This is a genomic window from Mycobacterium sp. NGS63 (genome assembly GCF_059812295.1).
On the sequence record NZ_JCALCJ010000003.1, the window covers coordinates 235146 to 250502 of the forward strand.

Genomic DNA, 15357 nt, shown 5'->3' on the forward strand with positions numbered 1-15357 from the left:
GGCTCAGCTGAGCGGGTCGGCGATCGTCGATTCCGCCAGCTGCGACAACCCCTCCCGCACGTGGCGGGCCCACATCCCGCCGATGCCGTCCACCGATTCCAGGTCGTTGGCGCTGGCCGCCAGCAGGCCCTGCAGCGTTCCGAAGGTCCGGACGAGCAGGTCCACGTGGGCGAACTGCAGCCGCGGGATGCCGGCCATCGCGCGGTAGCCGCGCGGGCTCAGCGCCGAATCCTGCGCCTCGGCGGTGGACGGGTACCCGAAAACCTTTGCCAGCGAGGTGAAGTCGAGCAGCTCGGTGTCCGACAGCGCGTCCAGCTCGTCGAGGGTGGCGCCCATCTGCTCGGCCGACAGCGGCTCGGGGCTGGCGTGGTAGTCGCGCACGATCAGTTCCCGCGCGATGTCGTTGCCGCCCAACAGCTCCTCGAGCTGCAGCCGCAGCTGGCGCCCGTCGGTGCCGAGCTCGACGCAGTCGTAGTCGATCGCCAGGCCGATGCGCCGGACCAGCTCGAGCCGCTGCACCACCGTCATCACGTCGCGCAGCGTCACGAAGTCCTCGATCTCCGCGCGCGACAGCTGCCGGCTGACCTCGTCGAGCCGCATCTTGTAGCGCTCCAGGGTGGCGATGGCCTGGTTGGCCCGCGACAGGATGGTCGCGGAATCGGCCACCACGTGGCGCTCGCCGGCGACGTAGACCGTCACGATGTTCATCGAGTGGCTCACCGAGATCACCGGGTAGCCGGTCTGGATCGCGGCCCGCTCCGCCGAGCGGTGGCGGGTGCCCGACTCGTCGGTGGGTATCGACGGGTCCGGGACCAGCTGCACATTGGCGCGAACGATCCGGCTGCCGTCGGTGGACAGCACGACGGCGCCGTCCATCTTGGCCAGCTCGCGCAGCCGCGTCGGCGCGTAGCGGACGTCCAGGGCGAACCCCCCGTCGCAGATGGCCTCCACGTTCTCGTCGTTGCCGAGCACGATCAACGCGCCGGTGCGGCCGCGCAGGATTCGCTCCAGGCCGTCGCGCAGCCCGGTGCCCGGCGCCAGGCGGGCGACGGTCTCACGCAGTGTCGGACGGCTCACAGCCAGTCATTCTGCGGCCCCATCGCCTCACGCGTCCAGCCGTTACCCGGCGCGGCGATGGCTTTCATGTGTTGCAGCGCCGCGACGATGGTCGGCGCCCGCAACGCCCGCATCCCGTCGGGCACTATTTGCCGGCGCGGGTCGTCGCCGTCCGGGATGAGCGCGAGGTTGAAGCCCTGCCGCGCGGCCTCGGCCAAACGCCGCTCCATCCCGGACACCCGGCGCAGGTCGCCGGCCAGCCCCACCTCGCCGATCATCACCGCCGTCGTGGGCAGCGGCAGGTTCGCGTACGCCGAGGCCAGCGCGACCGCGACGGCCAGGTCGGCCGACGGGTCGGTCAACCGCATGCCGCCCACGGTCGACAGGTAGATGTCGTTGACCGCGACGTTCAACCGGGCGTGCTTGTCCAGCACCGCGGTGATCATCGCGGCGCGGGAGTGGTCGATGCCGCTGACGGCGCGCCGGGGCGAACCGGCGGGCGGCGTGGCCAACAGGGCCTGCACCTCGCCGATCAGCGGACGCTTCCCGTCCAGCGTGACCGTGATGGCGGTGCCGGGGACCGGCGCCGGCCGCTGGTCCAGGAACAGGTTCGACGGGTCGGCCACGTCCTCGATGCCGTTGTCGTGCAGCATGAAACAGCCGACCTCGTCGGCCGCGCCGAAGCGGTTCTTGATCCCGCGGACCATCCGCACCGAGCCGTTGCGGTCGCCCTCGAAGTGCAGCACCACGTCGACGAGGTGTTCCAGCGAGCGCGGCCCGGCGATGGCGCCGTCCTTGGTGACGTGGCCGACCAGGATCAGCGCGACGCCGTTCGCCTTCGCGGCGGCGGTCAGCGCCGCGGTGACGGCGCGAACCTGGGTGACCCCGCCGGCCACGCCGTCCGCCTCGGTGGTCGACATGGTCTGCACCGAGTCGACGATGACCAGGGCGGGCTTGACCGTCGCGATGTGGTCGAGGACCGTGTGCAGGTCGGACTCGGCGGCCAGGTAGATCTCGTCACCGCCGCAGCCGATCCGGTCGGCGCGCAGCCGGATCTGCCCGGCGGACTCCTCACCGGAGATGTACAGCGCCCGCCGGCCCGCCTGGGCCCAGCGATGCGCGGCCTTGAGCAACAGCGTGGACTTGCCGACCCCCGGATCACCCGCCAGCAGCGTGACCGAGCCGGGCACCACCCCGCCCCCCAGCACGCGGTCCAGTTCCGGAATCCCCGTGGGGCAGTGCCGGGTGCCGTGCGCCTCTACCGAGCTGATCGGGACGGCCCGCGACGCGCCGACCGGGACCCCGCCCGCCCGGCGGCCGCCGCCGACCGCGGCGAGCACCGGCGCCTCGTCGACGGTGCCCCAGGTGCCGCATTCCAGGCAGCGGCCGACCCACTTGGCGGTGACGTGCTGGCATTCCGAACAGCGGTATTGCGAACGCGCTTGTGCCACGCCATGACGGTATCGGGAGGGTGCGACAAGTCGCGGGTGACAGGCCGATCAGGTCAGGCCGGTTGAGGGCCCAGCCCGGCCGAGATCGGGACCAGCACGCTGGCCTGCCCGGCCTTCTCGAAGTTGAACGTGAAGTTGTAGGTCAGGCCGTTGCTGATGGGCTTGGCCAAAGCGACGGTGGCCTTGACGAAGTTGCTGTTGGTGTCGGGCGGCCCGGGCGCCACGTTCTGGCCGTCGGGCTTGCCGATGAAGAGCATCCCGCCGGCGGGCAGCCGGCCGTCGCCGTCGATGGTCACCTTGCCGACGTCACTGGTGACGCTCACCAGCCGGTCGGTGACGTCCGGCGACTGGTTGGCCGCCACCGCCACCAGGTTCACCGTCTTCCCCGGCTGCAGGAAGTCGCCGGTCTGCACGGCCTGCATGCGGATGTCGCGCAGCGCGACGTGGTTGATCGTGACCCGGTTGCCGTTGACGGCGGGCTCCTGGGTGGACATCTGGGAGATCTGGCCCGCTCCGCAGCCGCTGAGCAAGGCGGCGACCAGGGCGACCGGACCGACGAGGGCGAAGCGCTTCACTCAATGCCTCCTGCTCGGCAACTTTTCAACTATGCACAGTAGTAGGGACGCGTTTGCGGCGGTAGCGCAGGGCACCCGACCAGCGCGGCAGGGCCCGGATGGGGTGCTTGCACGAGTCGAATACGGGCGGGCGTAGTGTGACCCCTTGCACGTCTTGGTCCGCCTGTCAACCCCTAATCTATCCGCGATGTGCCCCTGACCTGCACCGTTGTTCCACAAGGCCCGGGGCGCCGTGTTAGACTGAAGTAACGAAAGGGGCTCGAATCAGATGATCTTCAAGGTCGGCGACACCGTTGTCTACCCACATCACGGTGCTGCGTTAGTCGAGGCGATCGAAACCCGGACCATCAAAGGGGAGCAAAAAGAGTATCTCGTCTTGAAAGTGGCGCAGGGTGACCTGACCGTTCGAGTGCCCGCAGAAAACGCCGAGTACGTCGGTGTCCGCGACGTGGTCGGACAGGAGGGCCTCGACAAGGTCTTCCAGGTGCTGCGCGCCCCGCACACCGAAGAGCCGACGAACTGGTCCCGCCGCTACAAGGCCAACCTGGAGAAGCTCGCTTCCGGCGATGTCAACAAGGTGGCCGAGGTGGTGCGCGACCTGTGGCGCCGCGACCAGGAGCGGGGCTTGTCCGCCGGCGAGAAGCGCATGCTGGCCAAGGCCCGCCAGATTCTGGTCGGTGAGCTGGCGCTGGCCGAGAGCACCGATGACGCCAAGGCCGAGACGATCCTCGACGAGGTTCTGGCCGCCGCTTCCTGAAGGCCCTGACGCCTCGTCATGGGCACCGTAGTTGCCGTCGTACCGGCAGCAGGCTCGGGCGAACGCCTGGCCGCCGGCGTCCCGAAGGCATTCTGTGAACTCGACGGTCGCACCCTGCTCGAACGCGCCGTCTCGGGGCTGCTCGATTCCGGGGTCGTCGACCACGTCGTGGTGGCCGTCCCCGCCGACCGGATCGAGGAGGCCGGCCGGCTCCTGGGCGAGCGAGCCACCGTCGTGGCCGGCGGCGTAGACCGGACGCAATCGGTGCGGCTGGCGCTGGCGGCGCTTTCCGGCGTGCCCGGGCCCGCCGAGTTCGTTCTGGTGCACGACGCCGCCCGCGCGCTCACGCCGCCGGCGATGATCGCGCGCGTGGTCGACGCGTTGCGGTCGGGTCATCGCGCCGTCGTGCCCGCGCTGCCACTGTCTGACACCATCAAGGCCGTGGACGCCAACGGGGTGGTGCTGGGCACGCCCGAGCGCGCCGGACTGCGGGCCGTGCAGACCCCGCAGGGCTTCGCCGCCGAGCTGTTGCGCAGCGCCCACGAGCGCGCGGGCAGCGCCGATTTCACCGACGACGCGTCGCTGGTGGAGGCCCTGGGCGCCCAGGTGCAGGTGGTCGACGGCGACCCGCTCGCGTTCAAGATCACCACCAAGTTGGACCTGCTGCTGGCCGAAACGGTAGTGCGCCGGTGACCGGGCTGCCCCGGGTCGGTGTGGCCACCGACGTGCACCCGATCGAAGCCGGGCGGCCGTGCTGGCTGTTGGGGCTGCTGTTTTCCGGCGCCGACGGCTGCGCCGGCCACTCCGACGGCGACGTCGGGGCGCACGCGCTGTGCGACGCGTTGCTGTCGGCGGCCGGGCTGGGCGACATCGGGGAGGTGTTCGGGGTCGACGACCCGCACTGGAAGGGCGTCCGGGGCGCCGACATGCTGCGCCACGTCGTCGAACTGCTGGCCGGGCAGGGGTTCCGGGTGGGCAACGCCGCGGTGCAGGTGATCTGCAACCGCCCGAAGGTCGGTCCGCGCCGCGACGAGGCGCAGCGGCTGCTGTCCGGCCTGCTGGGGGCGCCGGTGTCGGTGTCGGCGACGACCACCGACGGGCTGGGCCTGACCGGCCGCGGCGAGGGCGTGGCCGCCATCGCCACCGCGCTGATCGTCCCCACCGGCTGAGCCGGGCGCGGCGAACTACCAGGTAAGCTGGCACGTCGTGACCGATCGCGCCCGTTTGCGGCTACACGACACGGCGGCCGGTGCCGTGCGTGACTTCGTTCCGCTGCGCGCCGGGCACGTCTCCATCTACCAGTGCGGCGCGACCCCGCAGGGGCTGCCGCACATCGGGCACGTCCGCAGTGGCGTGGCCTTCGACATCCTGCGTCGCTGGTTGATCGCGCGCGGCTACGACGTCGCATTCATCCGTAACGTCACCGACATCGAGGACAAGATCCTTGCCAAGGCCGCCGCGGCGGGACGGCCGTGGTGGGAGTGGGCCGCCACCCACGAGCGCGCGTTCACCGCGGCCTACGACGCGTTGGACGTGCTGCCGCCGTCGGCGGAGCCGCGCGCCACCGGGCACATCACCCAGATGATCGAATTAATGGAACGGCTGATCGAAACCGACCACGCGTACGCGGCCGCCGGGGACGTCTATTTCGACGTGCTCAGCTACCCCGACTACGGCCAGCTGTCCGGGCACCGCATCGACGACGTCCACCAGGGCGAGGGCGTGGCCACCGGCAAGCGCGACCAGCGCGACTTCACCTTGTGGAAGGGCGAGAAGCCCGGCGAGCCGTCGTGGCCGTCGCCGTGGGGCCGCGGGCGCCCCGGCTGGCACATCGAATGCTCGGCGATGGCCCGCACCTACCTCGGCCCCGAATTCGACATCCATTGCGGCGGAATGGATTTGATTTTCCCCCACCACGAAAACGAGATCGCGCAGAGCCGCGCCGCAGGCGACGGGTTCGCCCGCTTCTGGCTGCACAACGGCTGGGTGACGATGGGCGGGGAAAAGATGAGCAAGTCGCTGGGCAACGTGGTGTCCATCCCGGCGATGCTGCAGCGGGTGCGGCCGGCCGAACTGCGCTACTACCTGGGCAGCGCGCACTACCGCTCGATGCTGGAGTACTCCGAGGCCGCCCTGCAGGACGCGGTCAAGGCCTATGTCGGCGTCGAGGAATTCCTGCACCGGGTGCGCGGCCGGGTGGGTGCCGTGTGCCCCGGTGACTGGACCCCGCGCTTCGCCGCCGCCCTCGACGACGACCTGGCGGTGCCGATCGCGCTGGCCGAGGTGCACCACGCCCGCGCCGAAGGCAACCGGGCGCTCGACGCCGGCGACCACGAGGGCGCGCTGGCCCACGCCGGCGCGATCCGCGCGATGATGGGCATCCTGGGCTGCGACCCCCTCGACGAACGCTGGGAATCCCGCGACGAGACGTCGGCCGCCCTGGCCGCAGTCGACGTGCTGGTGGCGGCCGAGATCGAAAACCGGGAAGAGGCGCGCCGCCAACGCAATTGGGCTCTGGCCGACGAGATCCGGGATCGGCTGAAGAACGCCGGCATCGAGGTCACCGACACCGCCGACGGGCCACAGTGGACGTTGGGCGGAGACGGCAAGTAGATGGCCGGTAACTCGCGGCGCCGCGGGGCCATACGCAAAGCCGGCACCAAGAAGGGCGCAGTCGTCGGCTCGGGCGGCCAGCGGCGCCGCGGCCTCGAGGGGCGCGGCCCCACCCCTCCGGCGCACATGCGCCCCAACCATCCCGCCGCCAAGCGCGCCCAGGCACAGGCGCGCCGCCCGGCGCGGGGCCGCACCGACGAGTCCGAGACGGTGCTCGGCCGCAACCCGGTGGTGGAGTGCCTGCGCGCCGGCGTCCCGGCCACCGCGCTCTACGTCGCGCTGGGCGCCGAGGCCGACGAGCGGCTCACCGAATCCGTCGCCCGCGCAGCCGATCTGGGTATCGCGATCCTGGAGGTGCCGCGCGGTGACCTGGACCGGATGACCGCCAACCACCTGCACCAGGGCATCGCGCTGCAGGTGCCGCCGTACCACTACGCCCACCCCGACGACCTGTTGGCAACCGCGAAAAGCTCGCCGCCCGCGCTGCTGGTGGCGCTGGACAACATCTCCGACCCCCGCAACCTCGGCGCCATCGTGCGCTCGGTCGGCGCGTTCGGCGGCCACGGCGTGCTGATCCCGCAGCGGCGCTCCGCCTCGGTGACCGCGGTGGCCTGGCGCACCAGCGCCGGCGCCGCGGCCCGCGTCCCGGTCGCGCGGGCCACCAACCTCACCAGGGCGCTTAAGGATTGGGCCGGCGGCGGGCTGCGCGTCGTCGGCTTGGACGCCGGCGGCGACACCGCGCTGGACGACCTGGACGGCACCGACCCGCTGGTGGTCGTCGTCGGCTCGGAAGGCAAGGGCCTGTCGCGACTGGTGCGGCAGACCTGCGACCAGGTGGTGTCGATCCCGATGGCCGGTCACACCGAATCGCTGAACGCCTCGGTGGCCGCCGGGGTGGTACTCGCCGAAATCGCGCGCCAGCGCAGGGGCTGACCTTTTGTGCCGGTAGCGACAACACCGAGCGTGCAGTCACTGCGAAAATCGGCGCGAAATATCGCAGCAGCTGCACGCTCGGCGCGGTGGCGGGGTTTCGGCCCAGTTTCGAGCGTCTGCTCCCGGAGGTTGGGAGCGCTGGTGGCGCTGGCGATTCTTGCCGCGCCCGTGCCGGCTGCCGCTCAACCGGATGCGTTCGATCTGCAGGCCCATCGCGGCGGCCGGGGCGAGACCACCGAGCAGTCGCTGCGCGGCTTCGCCAAGTCGATCGAAACCGGTGTCAGCACACTGGAACTCGACGTCGTCATCACCAAGGACCACCAGCCGCTGGTGTGGCACGACCCGAGGATCGACGCGGCCAAGTGCGCCGACACGTCACCGGCGTTCGCCGGCGACCCGTCCTACCCCTACGTCGGGAAGCTGGTGCACGAGTTGACCCTGGCGCAGGTCGAGACCCTGGACTGCGGGCGGCGGCTACCCGAGTTTCCCGACGCGGAGGTGGTGCGGGGCAACAGGATTGCGACCCTGCCGCGGGTTTTCGCGCTCGCCGACTCGTATGACGCCGACGTGCGATACAACATCGAGACCAAGGTGGAGGCCGGGCAACCCGGCGCGTCGGCCGAGCCCCGGGAATTCGTCGACGTGATCCTGGCCGCGGTCCGGGCAGCGGGCAGGGTCGACCGCGTGGAGATCCAGAGCTTCGACTGGCGGACCCTGCCCATGGTGCGCCGGGCCGAGCCGTCCATCCCGTTGTCGGCCTTGTACGACGACGAGACCTGGCCGCCGGGTTCCGGCGACCCGATGATCGGGGCGCGGGTGTTGGGCGCCAATGTGGTGTCGCCCGCCTACCTTTTGGTTACCGGCAGGCCGTATGTCGACCGCGCGCATGCGTTGGGGCTCAAGGTCATTCCGTGGACGGTGAACGACGCCGTCGCCATGCGCGAGCAGATCGGCTACGGCGTCGACGGCATCATCACCGACTACCCGGCGCGGCTGCGCGGTGTGCTGGCCGGGCTCGGCATGCCGCTGCCGCCGGCCTACCGTCGCTAGGTCGGTTACCAGGCCAGGATGGCGCAATCGTCGTCCGCCGGGCCGGAGCGCTGCGCCTGCGACGATGCCGGCTTCCCGGTCCCGCCCGTCGGCCGGTCGGGGCGCTGACGGTGGTTGGCGCGGGCGGCGCGCCACATGATGCCGGGGCGCAGCAGCCGACTGGGCGGATCCAGAAACGACGCCACCCGGTGGAACTGCTCGGCGGCGCCCGCGTCGTCTTCGGCGGCGGCGAGCACCCGGTCGACGTAGCCGGTGAGCAGTCGCTCCAGTAGCGTTGGCGCGCCGTCGGTTTCGGGCAGGCTGCGGTCCGGGGTGGCCGACAGTTGCCACGCCCGGCGAATCGGTCCCGCCGCGGCGCGGAAGAAGCGCCGCGCCAAATCCTCGGTCCCGCTGGACAAGCAGTCGCGCAGCGCCCCGGCCTCCAGTCCCGCCACCGTCATGCCCTGGCCGTAGATCGGGTTGAAGCTGCAGATCGCGTCGCCGATGACCAGCAGGCCGTCGGGAAACCGGCGCATCTTGTCGTAGCGGCGCCACTGACTCGACGGCATGCAGTGGCGTGCCGGCTCTCCGACGACGCGGGCCTCCCGCACCGCCGCGAGCATGTGGGCCGGCGCGCAGTCCTCGACGAAGTCGCGCATGCCCGCGAAATCCCGCGGCGGTTCGCAACCGGCGATGCCCATCACGGTGAACACCCAGGTGTCGTTCTCGCAGTGCAGCATGCCCAGCCCGCGCGGCCGGCCCGGCACGAACCCGACCAGGAATCCGAGCTCGTGCAGCGCATCCGGCGGCATGGTCACCACCTGGGTCATGTAGGTCATGTGCACCACGACACGGTCCTCGGCCGGGCGGCCGTAGCCCAGGCTGTCCAGCCAGAAGGGGGTGCGGGCGCCGCGCCCCGTCGCATCGACCACCAAGTCGGCGTCCAGCGTGGACTCTTCGCCGGTGCGGCGGGCGACGACCCGTGCGCCCGTGATGCGCCGGCGATCCGGCGCCGGGACCAGCGCCACGACGTCGTGTTGGTCGATCAGCGTGACGTTGGGGATGGTGCGCACGCGTCTGTACACGTGATCCTCCAAGAAGGGCCGTGTCATCAGGTAGCTCGTGACCGACGGGGTGCTGCCGCTGCGCACCATCGGGTGCCCGCCCACGTTGTAGTACCACTGCGACAGGTCCGCGCCGTCGAAGTACTGGGCGCCGTCGGAGACCAATTCGGCGAGGATGCCGGGGAAGAGCTCCTCGATCACCTGGGCGCCACGGGCCAGCAGGCCGTGCAGGTGGCGCCCCTGCGGCACGCCGCGGCGGGCGGTGTCGCCGTCGCAGAGCGCGTCCCGCTCCACCACCGTCACCGTGTCGTAGAAGTCGGCGAGCGTCCGCGCGGCCATCAGGCCGGCCATGCTCGCTCCCAACACCACCGCGTGATCGCGCATGACGCACCGCCTTTACAGGTCGCCGGCTAATAAAAGCCATGCTCACGGCGCGGCGCGGGCGCCGATAGCGTAGTCGACTACGCGTCTTAGGCTCGCGGACCCGGCAAACGCCAGCCGCGGTCGGGGGGAAACGCCGAATTCAGGGCCCGCGCCGCGCCCGCGCACGGCTATAGTCACGGCGTGACCAGCGGCGAGCTGCTGACGGGGCGCGACAGCGAATTGGGCACGATTCGCCGCGCCCTGGGCAGTTCTGGCAACCATTCCGGCGTGGTGATCGCGGGGGCCGCCGGGGTGGGCAAGACGTGGCTGGCGCGCGAAGTGCTGCGGCGCGCCGAGGCCGCGGGCGAGCGCACCAAATGGATCGTCGGCACCGAGTCGGCGCACGCGCTGCCCCTCGGCGCGTTCATCGGCATGTTGGGCGACGCCATGTCGGACCCCCTGACCAACGTCCGGCGCGTCATCGAGTCGTTCGTCGCGCGGCAGCGCCGCGGCCGCGTCGTCGTCGGCGTCGACGATGCCCACCTGCTGGATGGCCTGTCGGCCCTCGTCATTCACCAGCTCGCGCAGTCCGGCGGGGCGCGGCTGGTGGTCACCGTGCGCACCGGCGGCGAGGAGCCCGACGCGGTGACGGCGCTGTGGAAGGACGGGCTGCTGCCGCGCCTGGTCCTCGAGCCCCTCTCGGCCGCGGCCACCCGGGAGGTCATCGAGACCACGCTGGGCGGGCCGGTGGACGCGCGCAGCGCCAACCGCTTCCGGCGCCTCACGGGCGGAAACACGTTGTTCCTCCGGCAGTTGCTGACCGATCAGATGGCGGCCGGGCGGATGCGCCAGGTGGCCGGGGTCTGGATGTGGGACGGCGACGTCGCGGTCTCGGCGACCCTGTCCGACACGGTCGCCCGCCAGATGGGCCGGCTCACCCCGGGGGTGGCGCTGGTGGTCGACACGCTGTCGCAGTGCGAGCCGCTTCCCGTCGGGGTGCTGTGCGACCTGGTGAACCGCACCGACCTGGTGACCGCCGAAGAAATGGGACTCGTGAACGTCGAACGCGCCCCCGGCCGCCTGACGGCCAGGCTGGCGCACCCGCTGTTCGGCGAGCTGCGCCGCGCCGCCGCCGGCGAGATGTATCTGTCGACGATCCGGGGGCGGCTGGCGACGCGCCTGGCCCAAAACGGCGACGACGACATGCAGGCCACCGTGCGCCGGGCGCTGCTGCGCCTCGAGTCGGACCTCGACCCCGACCCCGAGCTGTACCTGAAATCGGCGCGTCACGCGATGACCCTGCTGGATCTCGACCTGGCCGACCGGTTCGCCAACGCCGCCGCGCAGGCCGGGGCACCGGGCGCCGCCGAGGTTCGGGCGATGAACCTGGTACTGCTCGGCCGTGGCGAGCAGGCCGAAGCCGCGCTGCGGGACCTGGCCGACGGCGCTGCGCCCGACGGGCATCACTGGGCGACCGTGCGCGCGGCCAACCTGATTTGGATGCTCGGCAACCCGGCCGAGGCCGCGCGGATCCTCGACGGCCTCGCCGCGGTCCCGGAGTCGCCGGAGCAGACGTCCGCGCGGCTGGCGGTGCAGGCCTGCCTGGACGCGGTGTCGGCGCGTTGCGAGCATGCGGCCGAAAGGGCAAGCGCCGCATTGGAATCGGCTGCGCTTCCGGACTTTCACGCGATGATGGCGTCGCTCGCGCTGATCATGGCCATGGGGGCGCTGGGGCGGGTCGATCGGCTCGGCGACATCGCCGAGGAGGCGCTGCGCCGCGCGACGACGTCGTTTCAGGCGTCGCACATGCGCTTCTGGTTCGGCGCCGTGTACGGCCGGGCGTGCCGGCTGACCGGCCGGGTCGACGAGTTCGTCGGCACGGCAGAGCGATTGGCCGACTCGGCCCGCGACGTTCCGGGTCTGGCCTACGCCAACCTCGCCTTCTTGCTGGGCAACGCCGCGCTGGTCCGGGGCGCCGTCGCCGACGCGGTGCGGCTGGTGCACGAGGCCGTCGCCGGGGTGCAAATGCACGCCGTCACAACGGGTTTGCGCCCGGCGAGCTATTTCGCGCTGGCCGAGGCGCACGCCAAGCTGGGGCAGCCCGCGGAAGCGAACGACGCGGTCGCGGGCGCGCGGTCCTGCGTGCCGGCGGACTTCCTGTTCATGGACACCGGCTTGTCGCTGGCCCTTGGGTGGGCGCTGGCGGCGAGCGGTTCGCTGGGCGAGGCGGTGGCCAGCGCGCGGGAGGCGGCGCGACTCGCCCGCGAGCGCAACCAGCCCACCCACGAATTGGCCTGCATCCAGGCCGCGGCGCAATGGGGGGACGCCTCGGACGCCGCCCGCGCGCGGGAGCTGGCCGCCGCCTTGTCATTGCCGCTCGCCGATGCCGTCGCGCTGCATGCGGAGGCGCTGTCGGCCAACGACGGCGATGGCCTGCTGGCCGCGGCGGCGGCCTACCGGGGCATCGGTGACCGGGCCGCCGCCGCCGACGCCGCCGCGCAGGCCTCCGTCGCGTTCGACGACCGCCAGCAGCACAAGCGGGGGCTCTATGCCGCGGCGCTGGCCCGGGAGTTGGCCGACGAGTGCGGTGGCCTGCAGACGCCCGCGCTGCGCACCCCGGCGGGCCTGAAGCTGTCGGGCCGCCAGCGCGATGTCATCGAACTCGTCGTGGCGGGCCTGTCCAACCGCCAGATCGCCGAGAAGCTGGTGATGTCGGTGCGCACCGTCGAGGGGCACATCTATCGGGCCTGCCAGCGGGTCGGGGCCCAGTCGCGTGAGGAACTGGCGTCGATCATCCGGGCCGGACCGGGCGCGCCGAGCTGACGCGCCGCGCGTGATTCGAGTAGCCGACTACGCATGCGCACGAAGCGAAGTCGGCCTTACCGTGCCAGCGACAGGAGGAGTTGGCATGGTCGACTTGCTGGAAAAGCCCGGTGCGATCACGTTGGCGCCGAAGAATCCGCTTCCGTATTGGCGCCAGGCCACGGCGGTGCGCTCGTACATCGACGGTCTGCAGACGCTGGCCGACGCCGGCGGTCCCGTCACCCGGATCGTGCTCGGCCCGAAGTGGCTGATTCCGAACGTGGTGCTGATCTCCTCCCCGCAGGGCGCCCGCGATCTGTTGGGCCGCAGCGACGAGGTCTGCGACCGCGGCCGCACCCGCACCATGGTCGAGCTGCGGGCGCTGATGGGCGGCAACCTCCTCGACCTGCCCCACGAGCGCTGGCTGCCGCGGCGACGCGCGCTGCAGCCGATGTTCACCAAGCGTCAGGTGCCCCGGTACGCGGGGCACATGGCCGCGGCGGCGCAATCCGTCGCCGACGGATGGTGCGACGGCGCGCTGGTGGACCTCGACGCCGACTGCCGCCGGCTGACGCTGCGCGCGCTCGGCCGCTCGGTGCTCGGGCTGGACCTCGACGAGCGCGCCGACGAGGTGGGCCATGCGCTGCGCACTGCATTGGCGTGGGTCGCCGACCGCGCGGCGCGGCCGGTGAACCCCCCGCGGTGGCTGCCCACCGCGGGCCAGCGCGCGGCCCGCCGGGCCAACCACACCCTGCACCGGCTGGCGGGCGAAATCCTGCACGAGGTCCGCGCCGACCCCGATCGCGACGCCCCGCTGGTGCGCGCCCTGATCGAGGCCAAGGATGAGGAGACGGGTCTGCCGCTGACCGACGACGAGATCTGCCACGAGCTGGTGCTGTTCATGCTCGCCGGCCACGACACCACCTCGACCACCCTCACCTACGCGCTGTGGGCGCTGGGGCACCACCGTGACATCCAAGACCGGGTTCGCGCTGAGGTGGCCGCGTTGGGTGAGCGGCCGCTGACCCCGGAAGACGTGCCCGGGCTCGAGCTGACGGTACGGGTGCTGCACGAGGCGCTGCGGTTGTGTCCGCCCGCGTCCGGGACGCTTCGCTCGCCCACCCGCGACATCGTGGTGGACGGCCACCGGGTCGAGGCCGAAACCATGGCCATCGTGAGTTTCTATGCGCTGCACCGCGATCCCGCGCTGTGGGAGGATCCCCTGCGCTTCGATCCGGACCGGTTCCTGCCGGAACGGTCGAAGGGCCGAAGCCGTTGGCAGTACCTGCCGTTCGGCGGCGGGCCGCGCTCCTGCGTCGGCGATCACTTCGCGATGCTGGAGGCCACCCTGGCGCTGGCCACCGTCATCCGCGCCGCCGAGATCGAGTCCCTCGACGAAAACTTCCCGCTGGCAACGCCATTCACGGTGGTCGCCGCCGCGCCCATCCGCGCCCGCATCCGTGCTCGCGCCTAGCTGAGGACCCGCATCGACGCCCACAGCGCGACCACCGCGACCACCAGCGCCACCGGCACGGTGCACAGCCCGAGCCGGGTGTACTCGCCCACGCCTGCGTCGAGGTCGTGCTGGCGCAACACGCGGCGCCACAACAGGTTCGACAGCGAACCCACGTAGGTCAGGTTGGGGCCGATGTTGACCCCGATCAGCACCGCCAGCACCGCCGCCGGGCCGCCGGGGACGACCAGCGGCAGCAGCACCAGCGTGGCCGGCAGGTTGTTGACGACGTTGGCGAGCACCGCGGCGATCGCCGCGATCGCCAGCAGCGCGGGCAGCCCCGACCCCGACGGCAGCACGGCCGACATGGCCCGGTCCACGCCGTTGACCGTCACCGCGCGCACCACGATGCCCAGCGCCAGCACGAACACCAGGAACGACACGTGCGCCGAGCGCGCGATGTCGGCCGCCGAGGTGTGCTTGCGGCGCAGGCTGCGCACCGCGAGCACGACGGCGCCGACCAGCGCCACCCAGGCCGGGGCCACCCCCACCGACTGGCCGACCGCGAACCCGGTCAGCGTCAGCCCGACGACGACCAACACGAACACCGGCGGCCGCGGCGCCGGCCCGGATTCCTCGGGTTCGGGCTGCACGCGCAGGTCGGCGGCGAAGAACCAGCGGAAGATCACGTACAGCGTGGCCACCGCGCCCAGCCACGGCAGAGCCATCACCAGCGTGAACTTGGTGAACGAGATGTTGGCGGTGTGAAACGCCAGCAGGTTGGTCAGGTTCGACACCGGCAGCAGCAGCGAGGCGCCGTTGGCCAGGTGCGCCGTGGCATAGGCGTAGGGCCGCACGCGGGTTCGCAGCCGGCGCACCGCGGCCAGCACCACCGGCGTCAGCAACACCACCGCGGCGTCCAGGCTCAGCACGGCGGTGATCAGCGACGCGATGACGAACACGCGCCGCAGCAGGCCGCCCGACCCGACCCGGCCCCGCGCTATCGCGGCGCCGGCCGCCTCGAACAGGCCCTCGTCGTCGCACAGCTTGGCCAGCACCAGCACCGCGCCCAGGAATGCGACCACCCCCGACAGGTCGGCGACCTCGGCGACCGCCTGGCGGGGCGCGATCGCGCCGATCGCGACCACGATGGCGGCGGCCGGCACCGCCGCGACCGCCTCGGGCCAGCCGCGCGGCCGGACGACCGCGAAGGCGAGGACGCCAGCGAGCAATACCAGCGCGACGGCCAGCGCCGGAGCGC

The 15357-nt window shown here is 71.9% G+C and carries 13 protein-coding genes; 8 read left to right on the forward strand and 5 right to left on the reverse strand.

Translation table 11 applies throughout. The features are described from left to right. Positions 1 to 3 precede the first annotated feature (3 nt). Genes disA through AC5Y4Z_RS08050 form a run of 3 tightly spaced genes read right to left on the reverse strand, consistent with a single transcriptional unit; the run spans position 4 to position 3082 of the window. Positions 4 to 1077, reverse strand: coding sequence for a DNA integrity scanning diadenylate cyclase DisA (disA, locus tag AC5Y4Z_RS08040; RefSeq protein ID WP_499962399.1), 1074 nt, complete (start codon positions 1075 to 1077; stop codon positions 4 to 6). Beyond that, the gene (gene radA / locus AC5Y4Z_RS08045; protein ID WP_499962401.1) at positions 1074 to 2507 is read right to left on the reverse strand and encodes a DNA repair protein RadA; all 1434 of its coding nucleotides are present in this window, start codon (positions 2505 to 2507) and stop codon (positions 1074 to 1076) included. Before radA ends, disA begins: the two co-directional genes overlap by 4 nt. A 53-nt stretch (positions 2508 to 2560) precedes the next feature. Then, positions 2561 to 3082 (reverse strand): copper chaperone PCu(A)C domain-containing protein, encoded by a 522-nt coding sequence (locus AC5Y4Z_RS08050; protein ID WP_499962403.1) that lies wholly within the window; start codon positions 3080 to 3082, stop codon positions 2561 to 2563. Between the two features lie 268 nt (positions 3083 to 3350). On the opposite strand from AC5Y4Z_RS08050, the gene carD reads away from it, so the two are divergent. The 6 genes from carD to AC5Y4Z_RS08080 all read left to right on the forward strand — a co-directional run bounded on the left by carD (position 3351) and on the right by AC5Y4Z_RS08080 (position 8435). Further along, on the forward strand, positions 3351 to 3839 hold the full coding sequence (carD, locus tag AC5Y4Z_RS08055) for an RNA polymerase-binding transcription factor CarD (RefSeq protein WP_003419482.1): 489 nt from the start codon (positions 3351 to 3353) through the stop codon (positions 3837 to 3839). An 18-nt stretch (positions 3840 to 3857) separates the two neighbouring features. Next, positions 3858 to 4532 (forward strand): 2-C-methyl-D-erythritol 4-phosphate cytidylyltransferase, encoded by a 675-nt coding sequence (gene ispD / locus AC5Y4Z_RS08060; protein WP_499962405.1) that lies wholly within the window; start codon positions 3858 to 3860, stop codon positions 4530 to 4532. After that, on the forward strand, positions 4529 to 5008 hold the full coding sequence (ispF, locus tag AC5Y4Z_RS08065; RefSeq protein ID WP_499962407.1) for a 2-C-methyl-D-erythritol 2,4-cyclodiphosphate synthase: 480 nt from the start codon (positions 4529 to 4531) through the stop codon (positions 5006 to 5008). Before ispD ends, ispF begins: the two co-directional genes overlap by 4 nt. 37 nt (positions 5009 to 5045) lie before the next feature. Continuing rightward, a complete protein-coding gene (gene cysS, locus AC5Y4Z_RS08070; RefSeq protein WP_499962408.1) occupies positions 5046 to 6452 on the forward strand; it encodes a cysteine--tRNA ligase in 1407 nt (468 codons plus the stop codon). Then, on the forward strand, positions 6453 to 7385 hold the full coding sequence (rlmB, locus tag AC5Y4Z_RS08075) for a 23S rRNA (guanosine(2251)-2'-O)-methyltransferase RlmB (protein WP_499962411.1): 933 nt from the start codon (positions 6453 to 6455) through the stop codon (positions 7383 to 7385). 138 nt (positions 7386 to 7523) lie between these two features. Then, positions 7524 to 8435 (forward strand): glycerophosphodiester phosphodiesterase, encoded by a 912-nt coding sequence (locus AC5Y4Z_RS08080; RefSeq protein ID WP_499963278.1) that lies wholly within the window; start codon positions 7524 to 7526, stop codon positions 8433 to 8435. Between the two features lie 5 nt (positions 8436 to 8440). Here AC5Y4Z_RS08080 and AC5Y4Z_RS08085 read toward each other — a convergent pair whose 3' ends face one another. Next, the gene (locus AC5Y4Z_RS08085; protein WP_499962413.1) at positions 8441 to 9862 is read right to left on the reverse strand and encodes an FAD-dependent oxidoreductase; all 1422 of its coding nucleotides are present in this window, start codon (positions 9860 to 9862) and stop codon (positions 8441 to 8443) included. A gap of 180 nt (positions 9863 to 10042) precedes the next feature. Here AC5Y4Z_RS08085 and AC5Y4Z_RS08090 point away from each other — a divergent pair, with 180 nt between their 5' ends. Next, the gene (locus AC5Y4Z_RS08090) at positions 10043 to 12664 is read left to right on the forward strand and encodes a helix-turn-helix transcriptional regulator (protein WP_499962415.1); all 2622 of its coding nucleotides are present in this window, start codon (positions 10043 to 10045) and stop codon (positions 12662 to 12664) included. Between the two features lie 85 nt (positions 12665 to 12749). Beyond that, positions 12750 to 14117 (forward strand): cytochrome P450, encoded by a 1368-nt coding sequence (locus AC5Y4Z_RS08095; RefSeq protein ID WP_499962417.1) that lies wholly within the window; start codon positions 12750 to 12752, stop codon positions 14115 to 14117. Here the strand turns inward: AC5Y4Z_RS08095 and AC5Y4Z_RS08100 are convergent. After that, complete coding sequence (locus AC5Y4Z_RS08100; RefSeq protein ID WP_499963280.1) at positions 14114 to 15346, reverse strand: SLC13 family permease; 1233 nt, start codon at positions 15344 to 15346, stop codon at positions 14114 to 14116. The genes AC5Y4Z_RS08095 and AC5Y4Z_RS08100 overlap by 4 nt on opposite strands. Positions 15347 to 15357 lie beyond the last annotated feature (11 nt).

What these genes read in the sequence shown, in the direction of transcription:
- carD (WP_003419482.1), top strand. Translation starts at nt 3,351, where the DNA reads ATGATCTTCAAGGTCGGCGACACCGTTGTCTACCCACATCACGGTGCT.
- ispD (WP_499962405.1), top strand. Translation starts at nt 3,858, where the DNA reads ATGGGCACCGTAGTTGCCGTCGTACCGGCAGCAGGCTCGGGCGAACGC.
- rlmB (WP_499962411.1), top strand. Translation starts at nt 6,453, where the DNA reads ATGGCCGGTAACTCGCGGCGCCGCGGGGCCATACGCAAAGCCGGCACC.
- AC5Y4Z_RS08085 (WP_499962413.1), bottom strand. Translation starts at nt 9,862, where the DNA reads ATGCGCGATCACGCGGTGGTGTTGGGAGCGAGCATGGCCGGCCTGATG.
- AC5Y4Z_RS08095 (WP_499962417.1), top strand. Translation starts at nt 12,750, where the DNA reads ATGGTCGACTTGCTGGAAAAGCCCGGTGCGATCACGTTGGCGCCGAAG.